Raw genomic sequence first — 16,335 nt, forward strand, 5'->3', positions numbered from 1 at the left:
TCACATTCCGAACCCGGAAGCTAAGCCCTCCAGCGCCGATGGTACTGCACTCGTGAGGGTGTGGGAGAGTAGGACACCGCCGGACAATCTTTCAGGAATGGCCACCCCTATGGGGGTGGCCATTCCTGCATTCCCCCCAAGAAGAACCCCACCCCTTGTCCCGCGCCCCCGGCCCCCATTCGGCACTGGTGATCATGAAGTTTTTGCGATGACACGCCGATGACAGTGGCAACAACTTCATGATCAACACGCCGCGAAGGGGGGTCTGGAGAGGGCTGGCGGGAGGGTGCGGAGGGGTTAGGTTCGGGATTGCATTTCGTTGCGGAGGTCGCCCAGGAGGGCGCCCGCGTCGGTCACCGACCTGCCGGGGAACATCGCCATCACGACGCTGCCGTGGTCGGCCCAACCGCACACCGCGAAGTCGCCGCCCTCACCGCTCGTGCTGCCGCACTTCATCACTCCACCCAGCTTGCCCGCAGGCACCTTACGCAGCCCCGTCACCGCCCCGGTCTCGTCGGACATCAGGCCGAAGAGGCTGTCCAGGTCGCGCTCGGGTTGCCAGAGCAGCGTCGTGCCGCCGAAGACCAGGACCGCGCGCTTGTCGTCGGCGGGGTCGCGGTAGACGGTGCCAAAGCTCCGGTCCAGGTCGATGTCGGCGGCCAGGCCGCTGCGCAGGTAGTCCGCCGTGCTCTTGGCGCGCTCGCTGTCGTCCCGCGTCAACCCCGCCACCCGCTCGGGCGAGGTCAGCCGGGTGTCCTTCTGCTGCGCCACACGCCACCCGCCGACCCCCAGCACACCCGCGCCCGCGAGGCCGACAACCAGGGCGACCGTCCAGCCGATCCGGCGGCGGCGGGACCAGCCACCGGACCGCTCGTCGGGATCGCCGCCGGTGTCCCGAGTGCTCAGCTGGATCGGCTCCTCGGTCAGTTCGACCGGCTCGCGGCCGTGGTCGAGTGACCGCTCGGTGAGATGTGCGTCGGACATAGCCGACACCGTACGCGAACGACAGGTGGCGCACGTCAGGTCCGCAGAAGCCCTTCGTAGACTTGTCGGGTGACCGAGAGACTGGATGCCCGACGCCCCGACGCCCCGACCCTTGCCGGCCAGTACCAGCCTGGCGAGGTAGAGCAGCGGCGGTACGAGCAGTGGGTAGCCGCTGGGCACTTCCGGGCCTCCGCCGACAGCGACAAGCCCCCCTTCACCATCGTCATTCCGCCGCCGAACGTCACCGGCTCCCTGCACATGGGCCACGCGTTCGAGCACACGCTCATGGACGCCCTGACCCGTCGCAAGCGGATGCAGGGCTTCGAGGCGCTGTGGCTGCCCGGCATGGACCACGCCGGCATCGCCACCCAGAACCTGGTCGAGCGTCAGCTCGCCGCCGAAGGGCTGTCGCGGCACGACCTCGGTCGGGAGAAGTTCGTCGAGCGGGTCTGGCAGTGGAAGGCCGAGTCCGGTGGCAAGATCCTCGGCCAGATGCGCCGCCTCGGCGACTCCGTCGACTGGGAGCGGGAGCGCTTCACCATGGACGCCGGCCTGAGTCGCGCGGTCCAGACGATCTTCAAGAAGCTCTTCGACGACGGCCTCATCTACCGGGCCAACCGGATCATCAACTGGTGTCCGCGCTGCCTGACCGCACTGTCGGACATCGAGGTCGAGCACACCGACGACGACGGTGAGCTGATCTCGATCCGCTACAGCGACGAGGTCGTGGTGGCCACCACGCGGGCCGAGACGATGCTCGGCGACACCGCCGTGGCGGTGCACCCCGACGACGAGCGCTACCAGCACCTGATCGGCACCGAGGTCGAGCTGCCGCTCACCGGCCGACGGATCCCGATCGTCGCCGACGCGCACGTCGACCCGTCCTTCGGCACCGGCATGGTCAAGGTGACCCCCGCCCACGACCCGAACGACTTCGAGATCGGCCAGCGACACGACCTGCCCGCGCTGACCGTCATGGACGAGCGCGGCGTGATCACCGTGCCCGGCCCGTTCGAAGGGCTGGACCGGTTCGAGGCGCGGCCGGCGATCGTCGCGGCGCTGCGCGAACAGGGCCGGATCGTCGCCGAGAAGCGCCCGTACGTGCACGCCGTCGGTCACTGTTCGCGTTGCAAGACGACGGTCGAGCCGCGGCTGTCGCTGCAGTGGTTCGTCAACACCGCCCCGCTCGCGCAGGCCGCCGGTGACGCGGTGCGCGACGGTCGGGTCCGTATCGAGCCGGCCGAGCTGGCGAAGCGCTACTTCGCCTGGGTCGACAACATGCACGACTGGTGCATCTCCCGCCAGCTCTGGTGGGGGCACCGCATCCCGGTCTGGTACGGCCCGGCCGGCGAGATCGTCTGCGTCGGCCCCGACGAGACGCCGCCGACCGGCGAGGGTTGGCACCAGGACGAGGACGTCCTCGACACCTGGTTCTCCAGCGGCCTGTGGCCGTTCTCCACCCTGGGTTGGCCGGAAGAGACCCCGGACCTGGCGAAGTTCTATCCGACCAGCGTGCTGGTCACCGGGTACGACATCCTGTTCTTCTGGGTCGCCCGGATGATGATGTTCGGCCTCTACGCGATGGACGGCCGGCCGCCCTTCGACGTGGTCGCGTTGCACGGCATGGTGCGCGACCAGTTCGGCAAGAAGATGTCGAAGTCGTTCGGCAACGTGGTCGACCCGCTGGACTGGATCGACAGGTACGGCGCCGACGCGACCCGGTTCACCCTGGCCCGGGGCGCGAACCCCGGCCAGGACGTGCCGGTCAGCGAGGAGTGGTGCCAGGGCTCGCGTAACTTCTGCAACAAGCTCTGGAACGCCACCCGGTTCGCGTTGATGAACGGCGCGCACACGACCGGCGACCTGCCGCCCGTCGAGCAGCTCTCCACCGTCGACCGGTGGGTCCTGTCCCGGCTGGCGCACGTCACCGCCGAGGTCGACGAGCAGTTCGAGGCGTACGAGTTCGCCAAGGTGTGTGACCTGCTCTACCACTTCGCCTGGGACGACGTCTGCGACTGGTACGTCGAGCTGAGCAAGCCGGTGCTCGCCGAGGGCGGTGAGCGGGCCGACGTGACCCGCCGGGTTCTCGGCCACGTCCTGGACCAGCTGCTGCGGCTGCTGCACCCGGTCATCCCGTTCGTCACCGAGGAGTTGTGGCTCGCGCTGACCGGCGGCGAGACGGTGCAGGCCGTCGCCTGGCCGGTGGCCGACCGGTCGCTCATCGACGACGCCGCCGAGGTCGAGCTGGCCGCCGTGCAGCGGGTGGTCACCGAGATCCGCCGGTTCCGTTCCGACCAGGGGCTACGCCCGACGCAGCGGGTCGCGGCCCGCCTGGACGGGCTGGCCGGGGCCGGCATCGCGGCCCACGAGCCGCTGATCCGGTCGCTGGTTCGGCTGGACCCCGCCGGTGACGACTTCCAGGCCAGCGCGACGTTGGCCATGCCCGGCGCGGTAGGTGTCGCGTTGGACACCCGGGGGTCGATCGACGTGGCCGCCGAGCGGGCCCGGCTGACCAAGGACCGCGCGGCCGCCCAGAAGGAGGTCGCGCAGGCCCGGGCGAAGCTCGACAACCCGGCCTTCATCGGCAAGGCCCCCGAGCCGGTCGTCGCGAAGATCCGCGACCGGCTCGCCACCGCCGAGGCCGACCTGGTCCGGATCGACGCCGCTCTGGAGACGCTTACCTCGTGACCGACCGTACCGATTTCGCCGCCGCCGAAGCCGAGCTGAACGCCCGCGGTTTCACCCGCATGGTGTTCGAGCTGGACCGCATCGAGTCGCTGCTCGACCTGCTCGGGAGTCCGCAGCGGGCGTACCCGTCGATCCACCTCACCGGCACCAACGGCAAGACGTCCACCGCACGGATGATCGACTCGCTGCTGCGGGCGTTCGGGCTGCACACCGGCCGGTACACGAGTCCGCACCTGGAGACCGTCCGGGAGCGGATCAGCCTGGACGGGGAGCCGGTGAGCGAGGAGCGCTTCGCCGCGGTGTACGGGGAGATCAAGCCGCTGGCCGAGCTGGTCGACGCGCGCTCGGACGAGCCGCTGACGTACTTCGACATGACGACCGCGTTGGCGTTCGCCACGTTCGCCGACGCGCCCGTCGACATCGCCGTGGTCGAGGTGGGTCTCGGCGGCGCCGAGGACGCCACCAACGTCATCCAGGCCGGCGTCTGCGTGATCACGCCGATCGGCCTGGACCACACCGAGTGGCTCGGCGACACGCTCCAGGACATCGCGCTGGCCAAGGCCGGCATCATCCACCCGGGCGCCACCGTGATCTCGGCGGCGCAGGAGGAGGAGGCCGCGCGTCCCCTGCTCGAACGCTGCTCCGAGGTGGGCGCCACCATCGCCCGTGAGGGCGCCGAGTTCGGCGTGCTGAGCCGGGCGGTCGCCGTCGGCGGGCAGGTGCTCAAGCTGCAGGGCCTCGGTGGCGTCTACGACGACGTGTTCATCCCCCTGCACGGCGCGCACCAGGCGCAGAACGCGGCGGTGGCGCTCGCCGCCGTGGAGGCGTTCCTCGGTGCCGGGGCCCGCCGTCAGTTGGACGTCGAGGCCGTCCGGGAGGGGTTCGCGACGGCCAGCTCCCCGGGCCGGTTGGAGCGGGTCCGCAGCGCTCCGACCGTCCTGCTGGACGGCGCGCACAACCCGCACGGTATGGCCGCGACGGTGACCGCGCTGCAGGAGGAGTTCGCGTTCAGCAAGCTGGTGGCGCTGGTGGGCGTCCTCGCCGACAAGGACGCGAGCAGCCTGCTGGAGCTGCTGGAGCCGGTGGCCGACGTCGTGGTGGTCACCCGCAACAGCTCGCCACGGGCGATGCCGACGAAGGAGCTCGCCGCGCTTGCCGTCGAGATCTTCGGCGAGGAGCGCGTCGAGGTGGCCGAGGAGGTGCCGGACGCGATCGAACTGGCGGTCGCGCTGGCCGAGGAGGACGTACCCGGTGAGCTCAGCGGCGTCGGTGTCCTGGTGACGGGTTCGGTGGTCACGGTCGCCGACGCCCGCCGGCTGCTGAAGCGATGACCGGCCCCGAGCGCGACCCCCGCGCCACCGACGCGACCGACCTGGACCGCGACCCGCGCGCCACCGACCTGGACCGCGACCCGCGCGCCACCGACGACGCGACCGGTCCGGACCGCGGTCGGAGCGCTCCGGACCAGGACACGGCCGCATCGACGGCGGGGGAGCCGGAGGCCGGGCAGGTACGGCGCTCCGGCCTGCGGAACCCGCAGGCGGCCGTACGGGGTCTCGGCGCGGGAACGCTCGGCCTGGAGGCGCTGGTGCTGCTGCTGGCCATCCAACCGATCCGGGTGGTCGGCGGTGACCTGGGCGGCGCGGCGATCGCCGTGGTGGTGGCCCTGGCGGTGGCCGCCATCCTGCTGGCCGGCATGATGCGGCGTCCCTGGGCCTGGCACGCCGGCACCGTGTTGCAGGGCCTGCTGATGCTGGCCGGGCTGCTGCACTGGTCGCTGCTCGTGCTGGGCATCATCTTCGCGCTGGTCTGGGCGTACGCGTTGCACGTCCGCCGGGTCATCCTCGGCTGACCCCCGAGGGTCGGGTCAGGCGTCGGCGCGTTCGCGCCACTGGGTCAGGGCGATGCCGTGGCCGTCCGGGTCCCGGAAGGCCGCCGCCCACACCTCCAGCCTGCTGCCCCGGTTGACCACGCGTGGGGCGTACGTGAAGCGGACACCGGATCCGCGCAGCCGTCCGTACGCCGCCTCGATGTCGTCCACCTCGAGGTTGACGTGCACGAGCCGGCGACTGATGGGCGCCGCCCCGGTCACCTCGCGCAGCACCAGCCGGGTCGAGCCGAAGGCGAGCACCGCGTTGCCGGTGCCCTGGTCGACCTCGGAGAAGCCGAGCATGTCCCGGTAGAAACCGAGCGATCGGGCCAGGTCGGTGACCAGCAGGGTCAGTCCGACGCCGCTGATGGGACCGGCCGGGTCCGCCGCCGACGCTCCGTCGTACCCGAAGATCGCCTCGTCCAGGGCCTCGGCGGTGACGGTCTCGCGGGCCGCTCCCGCCGGGGTCGGGTCGTCCAGCGGCAGGTCCAGCGGGTCCAGCGGGTCGGTAGCGAGCGGGCCGGTCCGCTGCGTCGGCGGGGCGTCGGTCGGCCGGTCCGCGCTCGGTGCGGACCGGGCCTGCGCTTCCGCGTCCACGGGGTCGTCGTCGGACTCGGCGGCACGGACGTCGTCCGGGTCGTCCGGGTCGACGCCGGGCTGGTCGAAGTGCTCCTCGGCCGGGGGCCGGGGTGCGGGCGTGGCCCGGCGGGGCAGTCCCGCGCCGGGCTGTTGCTCGACGACGACGCCTTCGAGGACCACCGGGCCGCCCGGGGCCTGGCTCACCACCACCGGCTCGCGCTCGTCGGATACGACGGACCGGTCGTCGCGCAGGGGGTCGGGACCGCGCTGGTCGCGGAACGGGTCGCCGCCGCGCGGGTCGCGGAACGGATCGGGGCCGCGCGGGTCGCCGAACGGGTCGGGGCCGAACGGGTCGCCGCCGCGCGCGTCCCGGAAGTCGTCGTCGGGCGCGCGGTCCGCCCAGGGCGGGGCGTCCTGCTCGATCAGCACCTCGTCGCCGGGGTCGAGGTCGCCGAACTCGGGCGGCAGGTCCGCGACGGCCGCGGCGGTCTCGGCGTGGGTGGGCACCTCGTCCCAGAGGACCTTGACGTGCCGCTGGTCGTCGAGCGCGACCCGGATGGGCAGGGTCTGGCCCAACGACGGCCACTTGGAGACCGGCACCCGCGGCTCGATGATCTTCTTGGATCGGGGCGGCAGGCCGGGCGCGTCGATGACCAGTTGCAGCTCGCACCGGCCGAACGCGTACTGGGTGGGTGGTTCGGAGGCGCTGTGCACGTGCGCCACGCCGACCACCCAGGTGCGCCCGCCGCCCTTCACGGTGGCCAGCGCGATCGCCAGCACCAGCAGGGCGACGCCGAGCGCGACGATGGCCCAGCTGGTCATGCCCAGCCCGAAGAGGACGACGAAGGTGGCCACGGTGCCGAGCACCGTGCCGACCAGCTTGCGTACCGGCGCGATGGGCCGGTTCCCGCCATTCGCCACAGTGGACCTCCCGGGGGTCAGGGCCAGGCTAGGCCGGATCGGCCACCGGTGGAAAGACCGGCCGCCGCGCCGGCGCCGGGACCGGGTCGCTACGCTGACCGTACCGAGCCCAAGCGTTCTGCGCGTACAGGAGGAACCCAGCGTGTCCAACGACAGCCCGGAAGAGCGCAGCCTCGTGCTGATCAAGCCCGACGCGGTCCGCCGCGGCCTGGTCGGCGAGCTCCTCTCCCGCTTCGAGCGCAAAGGGCTGCGGATCGACGCGATGGTGCACCGGACCATGGACGCCGCGCTCGCGGACGCGCACTACGCCGAGCACGTCGACAAGGCGTTCTACCCGCCGCTGAAGGACTTCATGACCGGCGGTCCGCTGGTCGCCCTGGTCCTCTCCGGCGACCAGGTCATCGACGTGGTCCGGGGGCTGGTCGGCGCGACCGACGGCCGCAAGGCCGCCGCCGGCACCATCCGCGGTGACCTGTCGCTCTCCAACCGGGAGAACCTGGTGCACGCCTCCGACTCGCCGGACAGCGCCAAGCGCGAGATCGCGCTCTGGTTCCCCGAGCTGGGCTGACGACCTCACGATTTCAGGCGGCCGGGGGTAGCTTCTCCGGATTGCCCACCACGTAGATCCCGGTGATCCGACCGGCGGCGGCGGTGACGGTCATCGTGTAGCGGCCGCCGTCGCCGCGGGTGAGCAGGATGGCGGGTTCGCCGTTCAACTCGACCCGCCGCGCCGTCCACTCGCGGCGTGGGCCGTAGATCTCGGCGTAGAACCGGGCGACCCGGTCCGCACCGCGCACCGGGTTGCGCGCGGAACGGACGCGACCTCCACCGTCGTTCCACGCCGTGACGTCCGCGGCCACCAGACGGGTGAGCGTCGCCAGGTCCCCGTTCCGGGCGGCGGCGAGGAACGCCTCCAGCAACCGCTCACGCTCGGACCGGCTGGCCGTGAAGCGGCGGTCCTCCTGGCGTACGCGCGTGTTCGCCCGGTGGTACAGCTGACGGCAGTCCTGCGGGGTCCGGTCCAGGATCTCCGCGATCTCGGCGTACGGCAGGTCGAACGCGGTGCGCAGGACGTACACGGCACGCTCCGGCGGCGTGAGCCGTTCCAGCACGTGCAGCAGCGCGGTGGACAGCGAGTCCCGCAGCTCCGCGCGGTCCAGCGGGCCGAACGGCGAGGGCTCGGTCGGCACCGGCTCGGGCAGCCACGGTCCGACGTACGTCTCGCGGGCCGCCTGCCGGGTCCGCAGCCGGTCCAACGCGAGCCGGGTCACCACCCGGGACAGGTAGCGGCGCGGCTCGGCCACCGTCGACCGGTCCACGCCCAGCCAGCGCAGGTACGCCTCCTGGAGCACGTCCTCCGCGTCGTGCCGGCTGCCGAGCAGCCGGTAGGCGAGCCCGAGCAGCATCGGCCGGTGCGCCTGGAGCGCACCGGCCGCCTCTGCCGCCTCGGTCGTCACACCTGCGCCGGGGGCTCCGTGTGCGTCGTCACGGCGATGCGATTCCACACGTTGATTGTGGCGATCGCGAGGACCAGATCGGCCAACTCCTTCTCCGACCAGATTTTCGCGGCGGCGTCCCACACCTCGTCCGACACCCCGTGCTCGCCGAGCCGGGTCACCGCGTCGGTGAGCGCCAGCGCGGTCTGCTCCCGCTCGTTGAAGAACGACAGCGCCTCCCGCCAGGCGGCCACCGCGAACAGCCGCCGGCTCGACTCGCCGGCGGCGAGGGCGTCGCGGCTGTGCATGTCCACGCAGTACGCGCAGCCGTTCAGTATCGACGCCCGCAGCTTGACCAGCTCCAGCACGGTGTGGTCGACGTTCGCCTGGACGTACTTCTCCAGACCTGACACGGCCTGGTATCCCTGCGGCGCGACCTCGAAAAGCTTCATCCGTTGCACGGCAACCTCCTTGATCGGTTCGACACCGCTACGACGGTCCGACCGGTCGCGCTGTGACAACCGGGGCTATGAGCCCGGTCACGTCGAGGGGGTCAGCCGCGGGTCGCGGGGACGGTGTCCGGGAGCACCTCGCGGGGGCGGGGGATCCGGACGACGCCGTCGACGTCACCGGACGGGCGGTCCTGGTCGCGGGGTACGGGTCGCGACACCCGGGCGGCCAGGTCGCGGCCCACCTTGATCATCGGTAGCTCCACCCAGCGGTAGAGCACGTCCGCGAGGACCAACGCCACCACCACGGCGGCCACGAAGATGGTGGTGTTGTGCCGACCCACCGCGGGCAGCAGCCCGACCGCCGCCCACGCCGCGATGGACTGGACCAGGTACATCGAGTACGACCGTTCGCCCACGAACACCAGCGGCCGCAGCCCCAGCACACGGGCCAGGACGCTGCGCGACAGCAGCGCCGGCAGCAGCAGCGCGGCCGCCGCCGCGTAGCAGCCGATCAGCGCCTCCTGGCCGAAGCGGGCCGGCCAGTACCGCACGGCCACCTGCACCGCGGCGAAGGCCACGATCACCACGCTGGCGGTGACCGGGTGGGTCAGCGGCCGGAACAGGGCGAAGCCGCGTGGGTGGTGCATGAGCACGGCCGTCAGGCAGCCGAGCAGGATCGCCACGTAGTGGATGGGCCAGCTCAGCCAGCCGATCTGCGGCGGGATCAGCGCGACGAGGAGCACGAGGAGCGCGAGGGTCACGGCGAGCCGGCGCCGGAAGGCGCCGGTCACCAGCACGAAGGCGATCGCCGGCCAGAGCAGGTAGAACTTCTGCTCGATCCCGATCGTCCAGGAGTGCAGGTAGGGGGTGTTCGCCGGCAGGAGTTCGTTGAGCAGCAGCAGGTAGTAGCGCATCGAGCGTTCGACCGCGTCGGCGGTGCCGTTGAGCCGGGCCAGCCCCCAGGTCAGGAACAGCACGAGCAGGTACATCGGCATGATCCGGAAGAACCGCCGCAGGTAGAAGGCGCGCAGCGAGACCCGACCGTAGCGGTGTTCCTCCCGCAACAGCAGCGTCGTGATCAGGAAGCCGGAGAGCACGAAGAAGAGGTGTACGCCGATCCAGCCGGTCAACCAGGCCCAGGACGGACCGCCGAAGTGGAAGGCGAAGACCATCACGGCCGCCACGGCCCGCAGGCCGTCGAGCGCGGGGAATCGACGCATGGCCTGAAATTCGTCATGGCTGAGCGGACGCACCGGCGAAGTCTGCGCGAGCCTCTCGCCGGGGTCAAGCCGCGCTGGCCGCCGGGTCGTGCCCTTCGGACAACAGGCGTTCGGTCGCCGGTCACCCGGACCGCCGGCCGCGGTCATCTGCGCCCGGTACACCCACGGGGTCAACCCATCACCGGGAGGAAGCATGACCGAGCTTGATCGACGTACCCTGCTGCGGGCTGGCCTGGTGGCCGGGGCCGGAGTCGCCGGCGGCGCCCTGTTGGGCGGCGCCGGCGCGAACGCCGCTCCGGCCTGGCGTCCGGCCGGACGCCCCGTGCTCACCCACGGGGTGCAGAGCGGCGACGTGACCGCGGATTCGGCGCTGGTCTGGACGCGGGCCGACCGCCCGGGCCGGATGCTTGTCGAACTGAGCCGCCGCCCCGACTTCCGTGGCGCGCGGCAGCTCCGTGGCCCGGTGTTGGGCCCGAACGCGGACTTCACCGGCAAGGTCCGGCTGCGGGGCCTGCCGGACGCCGAGCGGCTGCACTACCGGGTGCGGGTGGAGAGCCTGGACCGGCACGGGGTGGTCAGCGAGCCGTTGACCGGTTCGTTCACCACCGCGCCGGGGTGGCACCGCCGCCGGGACGTGCGGTTCGTCTGGACCGGGGACATCGTCGGGCAGGGCTGGGGGATCGATCCGAACTTCGGCGGGCTGTCGATCTTCCGGGCGATGCGCGCGGTCCGTCCGGACTTCTACCTGTGCAGCGGCGACACGGTCTACGCGGACGGCCCGCTCGTGGAGTCGGTGACGCTGCCCGACGGGCGGATCTGGCGCAACCTCATCACCCCGGAGAAGAGCAAGGTCGCCGAGACGCTTACCGAGTACCGGGGGCAGTTCGCCTACAACCTGCTCGACGAGCACCTGCGGGAGTTCGCGGCGGCGGTGCCGCAGATCAACCAGTGGGACGACCACGAGGTGCTCAACAACTGGTATCCCGGGGAGATCCTGGACGACCCGCGCTACACCGAGCAGCGGGTCGACGTGCTCGCAGCGCGGGCCAGCCAGGCGTTCCACGAGTGGCTGCCGGTGCCGGACAACGGGCCGCTGTACCGGCGGATCTCGTACGGGCCGCTGCTGGACGTCTTCGTGCTGGACATGCGGACGCACAAGGACCCCAACGACGGCAACACGTACGCCGACCCGAAGCGCGGTCTGCTCGGCCGCGAGCAGCGGGAGTGGCTGATCCGGGAGCTGAAGCGCTCCACGGCGACCTGGAAGGTGATCGCCAACGACCTGCCGATCGGGGTCGTGGTGCCAGACGGTCCGGGCGCGCAGGAGGGTGTCGCGCAGGGCGATCCGGGCGCGCCGGTCGGGCGTGAGCTGGAGTTCGCCGAGGTGCTGCGGGCGACCCACCGGGCCGGGGTGACCGGCATGGTCTTCCTCACCGCCGACGTGCACTACTCCGCCGCGCACCACTACGACCCGTCCCGTGCGGCGGTCGGTGACTTCACGCCGTTCTGGGAGTTCGTCTCCGGCCCGGCGCACGCCGGCGCGTTCGGCCCGAACGCCCTCGACGGCACGTTCGGACCGCAGGCGGTCTTCGTGCACGCCCCGCCGCGCGCGAACACCTCCCCGGCCGAGGGCTTCCAGCACTTCGGCGAGGTCCAGATCGACGGCGAATCCGGGGCCCTGACGGTGCACCTACGCGACCGCGACGGCGCCTCCCTCTGGACCACCACCCTCCCAACCCCCTGACCCCACCCACCCCCCACCCCCACCCCCGGGAGCCCACCCCTGGTGATCAAGAGATTCGCGTCAGGATCCGGCGCGAATTTGACGCAAACCTCTTGATCACCGGGGGTGGGCGGGGGTGGGGGTGGGGTGGGGTGGGGGTGGGGTGGGGGTGGGGGATTAGTCGGGGGCGGGGGGCTGGGTGGGTCTTGTATCGTTGGAGGCCGTAAGGCGATGACCCGGCCATCACCGGTGAGCCTCCGGAAGAACAGCCGGGTGACCGGCCCAGTAGAACCGGACGGGTCCGGCCCGTCACAGCCGGCCAATGAGCGGGCGGTCGATCCTGACCGCCAAGCGGGGTGGTACCGCGGGCCACCCGGGGAGCGTCGTTGTCGGCGTACCCCGGACGGTTCGTCCTCGCAGACCCACGTTGAGTGAGCTGCGAGGAGAGCGACAGGCGATGGCCTATCCACTGCACGACCCCGCCGCCGGTGTCCCGGCGAGCCCGGACCTGCCCGCGGTCGAGCGCCGGGTGCTGGAGCACTGGACGGCCGACAAGACCTTCGAGGCCAGCATCGAGGCCCGCCCCGCCGGTACCGACGGCAAGAACGAATACGTCTTCTACGACGGCCCGCCGTTCGCCAACGGCCTGCCGCACTACGGCCACCTGTTCACCGGGTACGTCAAGGACGTGGTGCCGCGCTACCAGACGATGCGCGGCCGGCACGTGGAGCGGCGCTTCGGCTGGGACTGCCACGGCCTGCCCGCCGAGGTGGTGGCCGAGAAGCAGCTCGGCATCACCAGCAAGGCCGAGATCATCGACCTGGGCGTGGCCCGGTTCAACGAGGCCTGCCGCACGTCGGTGCTGGAGTTCACCCAGGACTGGGAGCGGTACATCAACCGGCAGGCCCGCTGGGTCGACTTCACCAACGACTACAAGACCCTCGACCTGGACTACATGGAAAGCGTCATGTGGGCCTTCAAGACCCTGCACGACAAGGGTCTGATCTACGAGGGTTTCCGGGTGCTGGCGTACTGCTGGCGCTGTGAGACGCCGCTGTCGAACACCGAGACCCGGATGGACGACGTCTACCGGGACCGGCACGACCCGACGCTGACCGTGTGGTTCGGGCTGACCGCCGACGACTCCGCCCCGGAGTTGCTGCGCGGGCCGGTCAAGCTGGGTGTCTGGACCACCACGCCGTGGACCCTGCCGTCGAACCTGGCACTCGCCGTCGGCCCGGACATCGAGTACGCCGTGCTCGAACGCGACGGGGAGCGGTTCGTCGTGGGGGCGGCGCGGCTCGGCGCGTACGCCAAGGAGCTGGACGGGTACGAGCAGGTCGGCACGGTGTACGGCCGGGACCTGGTCGGACGCCGTTACACACCGCTGTTCGACTTCCTCGTCGAGCAGGCGGGCGACAACGCGTACCAGGTGCTCGGGGCGGAGTTCGTCACCACCGAGGACGGCACCGGGATCGTGCACCTCGCCCCGGCGTTCGGCGAGGACGACCAGAACGTCTGCAACGCCGCCGGCATCCCCACCATCGTCACCGTGGACGACCACACGCGGTTCACCGCGCTGGTCCCGCCGTACCAGGGTGAGCAGGTCTTCGACGTCAACAAGCCGGTGATCCGGGAGCTGAAGGAGCGGGGGGTGGTGCTGCGGCAGGACACCTACACCCACTCGTACCCGCACTGCTGGCGGTGCGACACCCCGCTGGTCTACAAGGCGGTGTCGTCGTGGTTCGTGGCGGTGACCCAGTTCCGGGACCGGATGGTCGAGCTGAACCAGGAGATCAACTGGACGCCCGGGCACATCAAGGACGGCTCGTTCGGCAAGTGGCTGGCCAACGCCCGCGACTGGTCGATCAGCCGGAACCGGTTCTGGGGCTCGCCTATCCCGGCGTGGAAGTCCGACGACCCGAACTATCCGCGCCTGGACGTCTACGGATCGCTCGCCGACATCGAGCGGGACTTCGGCGTACGCCTGAGCGACCTGCACCGGCCGGCGGTGGACGACCTGGTCCGCCCCAACCCGGACGACCCGACCGGTCAGTCGATGATGCGCCGGGTGCCGGAGGTGCTGGACTGCTGGTTCGAGTCCGGGTCGATGCCGTTCGCCCAGGTACACTACCCGTTCGAGAACGCGGACTGGTTCGAGCACCACTACCCGGGTGACTTCATCGTCGAGTACATCGGGCAGACCCGCGGCTGGTTCTACACCATGCACGTGCTGGCCACCGCGCTGTTCGACCGGCCGGCGTTCCGCAACTGCCTGAGCCACGGCATCCTGCTCGGCTCGGACGGGCGCAAGATGTCCAAGAGCCTGCGCAACTACCCGGACGTCTACCACGTCTTCGACTCGTACGGGTCGGACGCGATGCGCTGGATGCTGATGTCCTCGCCGGTGCTGCGCGGCGGGGACATGGCGGTCACCGAGACGCTGATCCGCGACGCGGTACGCCAGGTGCTGCTGCCGCTGTGGAACGTCTGGTACTTCTTCTCGCTCTACGCCAACGCGGACGGGTACCAGGCGCGGCGGCGCACCGACTCGACGCACCTGCTCGACCGGTACATCCTGGCCAAGACCAACGAGCTGGTGTCGACGGTCGGCGCGCAGATGGACGCGTACGACATCTCCGGCGCGTGCGCCACCGTCCGGTCCTACCTGGACGCGCTGACCAACTGGTACGTGCGCCGGTCCCGGGACCGGTTCTGGTCGGGTGACGCCAACGCCTTCGACACGCTGTCGACCGTGCTGGAGACGCTCTGCCGGGTGGTGGCGCCGCTCGCGCCGCTGACCGCGGAGGAGATCTGGCGTGGCCTGACGGGCGAGCGGTCGGTGCACCTGACCGACTGGCCGTCCGCCGAGGAGTTCCCGGCCGACCACGACCTGGTGGCGGCCATGGACAACGTGCGGGCGGTCGCCTCGGCGGCGCTGTCGCTGCGCAAGGCCAAGGGGCTGCGCGTACGGCTGCCGCTGTCGACGTTGACCGTGGCGTCCCCGGTGGCCGAGCAACTGCGCCCGTTCGCCGACCTGATCGCCGACGAGGTCAACGTGAAGGCGGTGGAGTTCAGCGCCGAGCTGTCCGCGTACTGCGAGCAGGTGTTGACCGTGGTGCCCCGGGCGCTCGGCCCGCGCGTCGGCAAGCAGGTCCAGCAGGTGATCAAGGCGGTCAAGGCGGGTGACTGGGAGCTGGTCGAGGGCGCGCCGGTGGCGGCCGGCATCACCCTGGCCGAGGGCGAGTACGAGCTGCGTCTCGTGGCCGCCGACGCCGAGCACTCCGCGCCGCTGCCCGGTGGCGAGGGCGTGGTGGTGCTCGACACCGAGGTCACCCCCGAGCTGGCCGCCGAGGGCCTGGCCCGCGACGTGGTGCGGGTGGTGCAGCAGGCCCGCCGCGACGCCGACCTGGACGTCTCGGACCGGATCGTGGTGGCGGTGTCGGCGTCCGACGAGGTGCGCGCCGCGGTCGGGGCGTACCTGGAGTTCGTGTCGGGTGAGGTGCTGGCCGACTCGGTCGACTTCGCCGAGGGCCTCGACGGTTTCGCCGGTGAGGTCGGCGAGGGCGAGCGGGTGACGGTCACTGTCCGTCGGGTGTAAGGAAGGGCCCCTTTCTAACGCCTGGTGTATAGGAAGGGGCCCTTCCTTACACCCAGCACTGTCGGGACGCGGACGCCTCCCACCTCCGTCGGTGGGGTGTGGGGGCGTCCGCTACCGTGACACCGCCTGCTCGCACCTCATCTGCCGGAGGACCAGTGCCCCTGCTCTACACCATCGGCAAGCTCACCGTGGCGCCCGCGCTGCGGTTGGCGTTCCGCCCGACCGTGGAGGGTCTGGAACACGTGCCGGAGACCGGCGGCGCGATCTTCGCCGGCAACCACCTCTCGGTGGCGGACGAGCTGTTCCTCGGCACGGTGGTGCCCCGGCACCTGGCGTTCTGGGCCAAGTCCGAGTACTTCACCGGCACCGGCGCGAAGGGCGCGTTCTCGAAGTTCGTCCTCACCGGTCTGGGCGCCATCCCGGTCGAACGGGCCGGTGGGCGCGCCGCGCTGTCCGCCTTCGACGCCGCCATCCCGGCGTTGCGGGGCGGTGACCTGGTGGTGGTCTACCCGGAGGGCACCCGTTCCCCGGACGGCAAGCTCTACCGGGGTCGGACCGGGGCGGCCCGGCTGGCGGTCGCCGCCGGTGTGCCGATCATCCCGGTGGGCACGGTCGGCACCGACAAGGCGCAGCCGATCGGGGCGCGGGTACCCCGCCCCGGCACTGCCAAGATCACCGTGAAGTTCGGCAAGCCGCTGGACTTCACCGGCCGCCCGGACGATCGCACCTCGCTGCGGCAGATGACCGACGAGGTGATGAGCGAGATCCAGAAGCTCACCGGCCAGGAGTACATCCCCCGGTACGCGCCGAAGCGCGCCGACACCGACCCGGCCAGCGAGGTCTGACCCCGCCCAGGCCGTC

The 16,335-nt window shown here is 71.3% G+C and carries 12 protein-coding genes and 1 rRNA gene; 8 read left to right on the top strand and 5 right to left on the bottom strand.

Annotation, left to right across the window (positions count from 1 at the left end; genetic code table 11):
* A 5S ribosomal RNA gene (gene rrf / locus AB0I89_RS32235) occupies positions 1 to 85 on the top strand; the annotation flags it as partial.
* Positions 86 to 297: 212 nt separating this feature from the next.
* Here rrf and AB0I89_RS32240 read toward each other — a convergent pair.
* Complete coding sequence (locus tag AB0I89_RS32240) at positions 298 to 984, bottom strand: hypothetical protein (protein ID WP_357134468.1); 687 nt, start codon at positions 982 to 984, stop codon at positions 298 to 300.
* A 69-nt stretch (positions 985 to 1,053) separates the two neighbouring features.
* Here AB0I89_RS32240 and AB0I89_RS32245 point away from each other — a divergent pair, with 69 nt between their 5' ends.
* From AB0I89_RS32245 to AB0I89_RS32255, 3 genes are read left to right on the top strand one after another with little or no spacing between them, the layout of a single operon-like run.
* On the top strand, positions 1,054 to 3,672 hold the full coding sequence (locus AB0I89_RS32245) for a valine--tRNA ligase (RefSeq protein WP_357134469.1): 2,619 nt from the start codon (positions 1,054 to 1,056) through the stop codon (positions 3,670 to 3,672).
* On the top strand, positions 3,669 to 5,003 hold the full coding sequence (locus tag AB0I89_RS32250; protein ID WP_355053152.1) for a folylpolyglutamate synthase/dihydrofolate synthase family protein: 1,335 nt from the start codon (positions 3,669 to 3,671) through the stop codon (positions 5,001 to 5,003). Before AB0I89_RS32245 ends, AB0I89_RS32250 begins: the two co-directional genes overlap by 4 nt.
* On the top strand, positions 5,000 to 5,524 hold the full coding sequence (locus AB0I89_RS32255) for a DUF4233 domain-containing protein (RefSeq protein WP_357134472.1): 525 nt from the start codon (positions 5,000 to 5,002) through the stop codon (positions 5,522 to 5,524). Before AB0I89_RS32250 ends, AB0I89_RS32255 begins: the two co-directional genes overlap by 4 nt.
* A 15-nt stretch (positions 5,525 to 5,539) precedes the next feature.
* Here the strand turns inward: AB0I89_RS32255 and AB0I89_RS32260 are convergent, their stop codons facing one another.
* Positions 5,540 to 7,042, bottom strand: a complete 1,503-nt coding sequence (locus AB0I89_RS32260; protein ID WP_357134474.1) for a VOC family protein — start codon at positions 7,040 to 7,042, stop codon at positions 5,540 to 5,542.
* Positions 7,043 to 7,184: 142 nt separating this feature from the next.
* Here AB0I89_RS32260 and ndk point away from each other — a divergent pair, with 142 nt between their 5' ends.
* Complete coding sequence (gene ndk / locus AB0I89_RS32265; RefSeq protein ID WP_357134476.1) at positions 7,185 to 7,610, top strand: nucleoside-diphosphate kinase; 426 nt, start codon at positions 7,185 to 7,187, stop codon at positions 7,608 to 7,610.
* 13 nt (positions 7,611 to 7,623) lie between these two features.
* Here ndk and sigJ read toward each other — a convergent pair whose 3' ends face one another.
* The 3 genes from sigJ to AB0I89_RS32280 form a co-directional block, all read right to left on the bottom strand.
* Entirely contained in the window at positions 7,624 to 8,499 is an 876-nt protein-coding gene (gene sigJ / locus AB0I89_RS32270; protein ID WP_357134477.1) for an RNA polymerase sigma factor SigJ, read from the bottom strand.
* Positions 8,496 to 8,939, bottom strand: coding sequence for a carboxymuconolactone decarboxylase family protein (locus tag AB0I89_RS32275; RefSeq protein ID WP_357134479.1), 444 nt, complete (start codon positions 8,937 to 8,939; stop codon positions 8,496 to 8,498). Before AB0I89_RS32275 ends, sigJ begins: the two co-directional genes overlap by 4 nt.
* Before the next feature lie 92 nt (positions 8,940 to 9,031).
* Positions 9,032 to 10,150 (bottom strand): acyltransferase, encoded by a 1,119-nt coding sequence (locus tag AB0I89_RS32280; protein WP_357134480.1) that lies wholly within the window; start codon positions 10,148 to 10,150, stop codon positions 9,032 to 9,034.
* A gap of 193 nt (positions 10,151 to 10,343) precedes the next feature.
* Here AB0I89_RS32280 and AB0I89_RS32285 point away from each other — a divergent pair, with 193 nt between their 5' ends.
* From AB0I89_RS32285 to AB0I89_RS32295, 3 genes are all read left to right on the top strand, one after another.
* The gene (locus AB0I89_RS32285) at positions 10,344 to 11,894 is read left to right on the top strand and encodes an alkaline phosphatase D family protein (protein WP_357134481.1); all 1,551 of its coding nucleotides are present in this window, start codon (positions 10,344 to 10,346) and stop codon (positions 11,892 to 11,894) included.
* A gap of 436 nt (positions 11,895 to 12,330) precedes the next feature.
* Entirely contained in the window at positions 12,331 to 15,474 is a 3,144-nt protein-coding gene (gene ileS, locus AB0I89_RS32290) for an isoleucine--tRNA ligase (RefSeq protein ID WP_357134483.1), read from the top strand.
* A gap of 155 nt (positions 15,475 to 15,629) precedes the next feature.
* A complete protein-coding gene (locus AB0I89_RS32295; protein ID WP_357134485.1) occupies positions 15,630 to 16,319 on the top strand; it encodes a lysophospholipid acyltransferase family protein in 690 nt (229 codons plus the stop codon).
* Positions 16,320 to 16,335 lie beyond the last annotated feature (16 nt).

This window comes from Micromonospora sp. NPDC049801, assembly GCF_040656575.1.
Lineage (GTDB): Bacteria > Actinomycetota > Actinomycetes > Mycobacteriales > Micromonosporaceae > Micromonospora.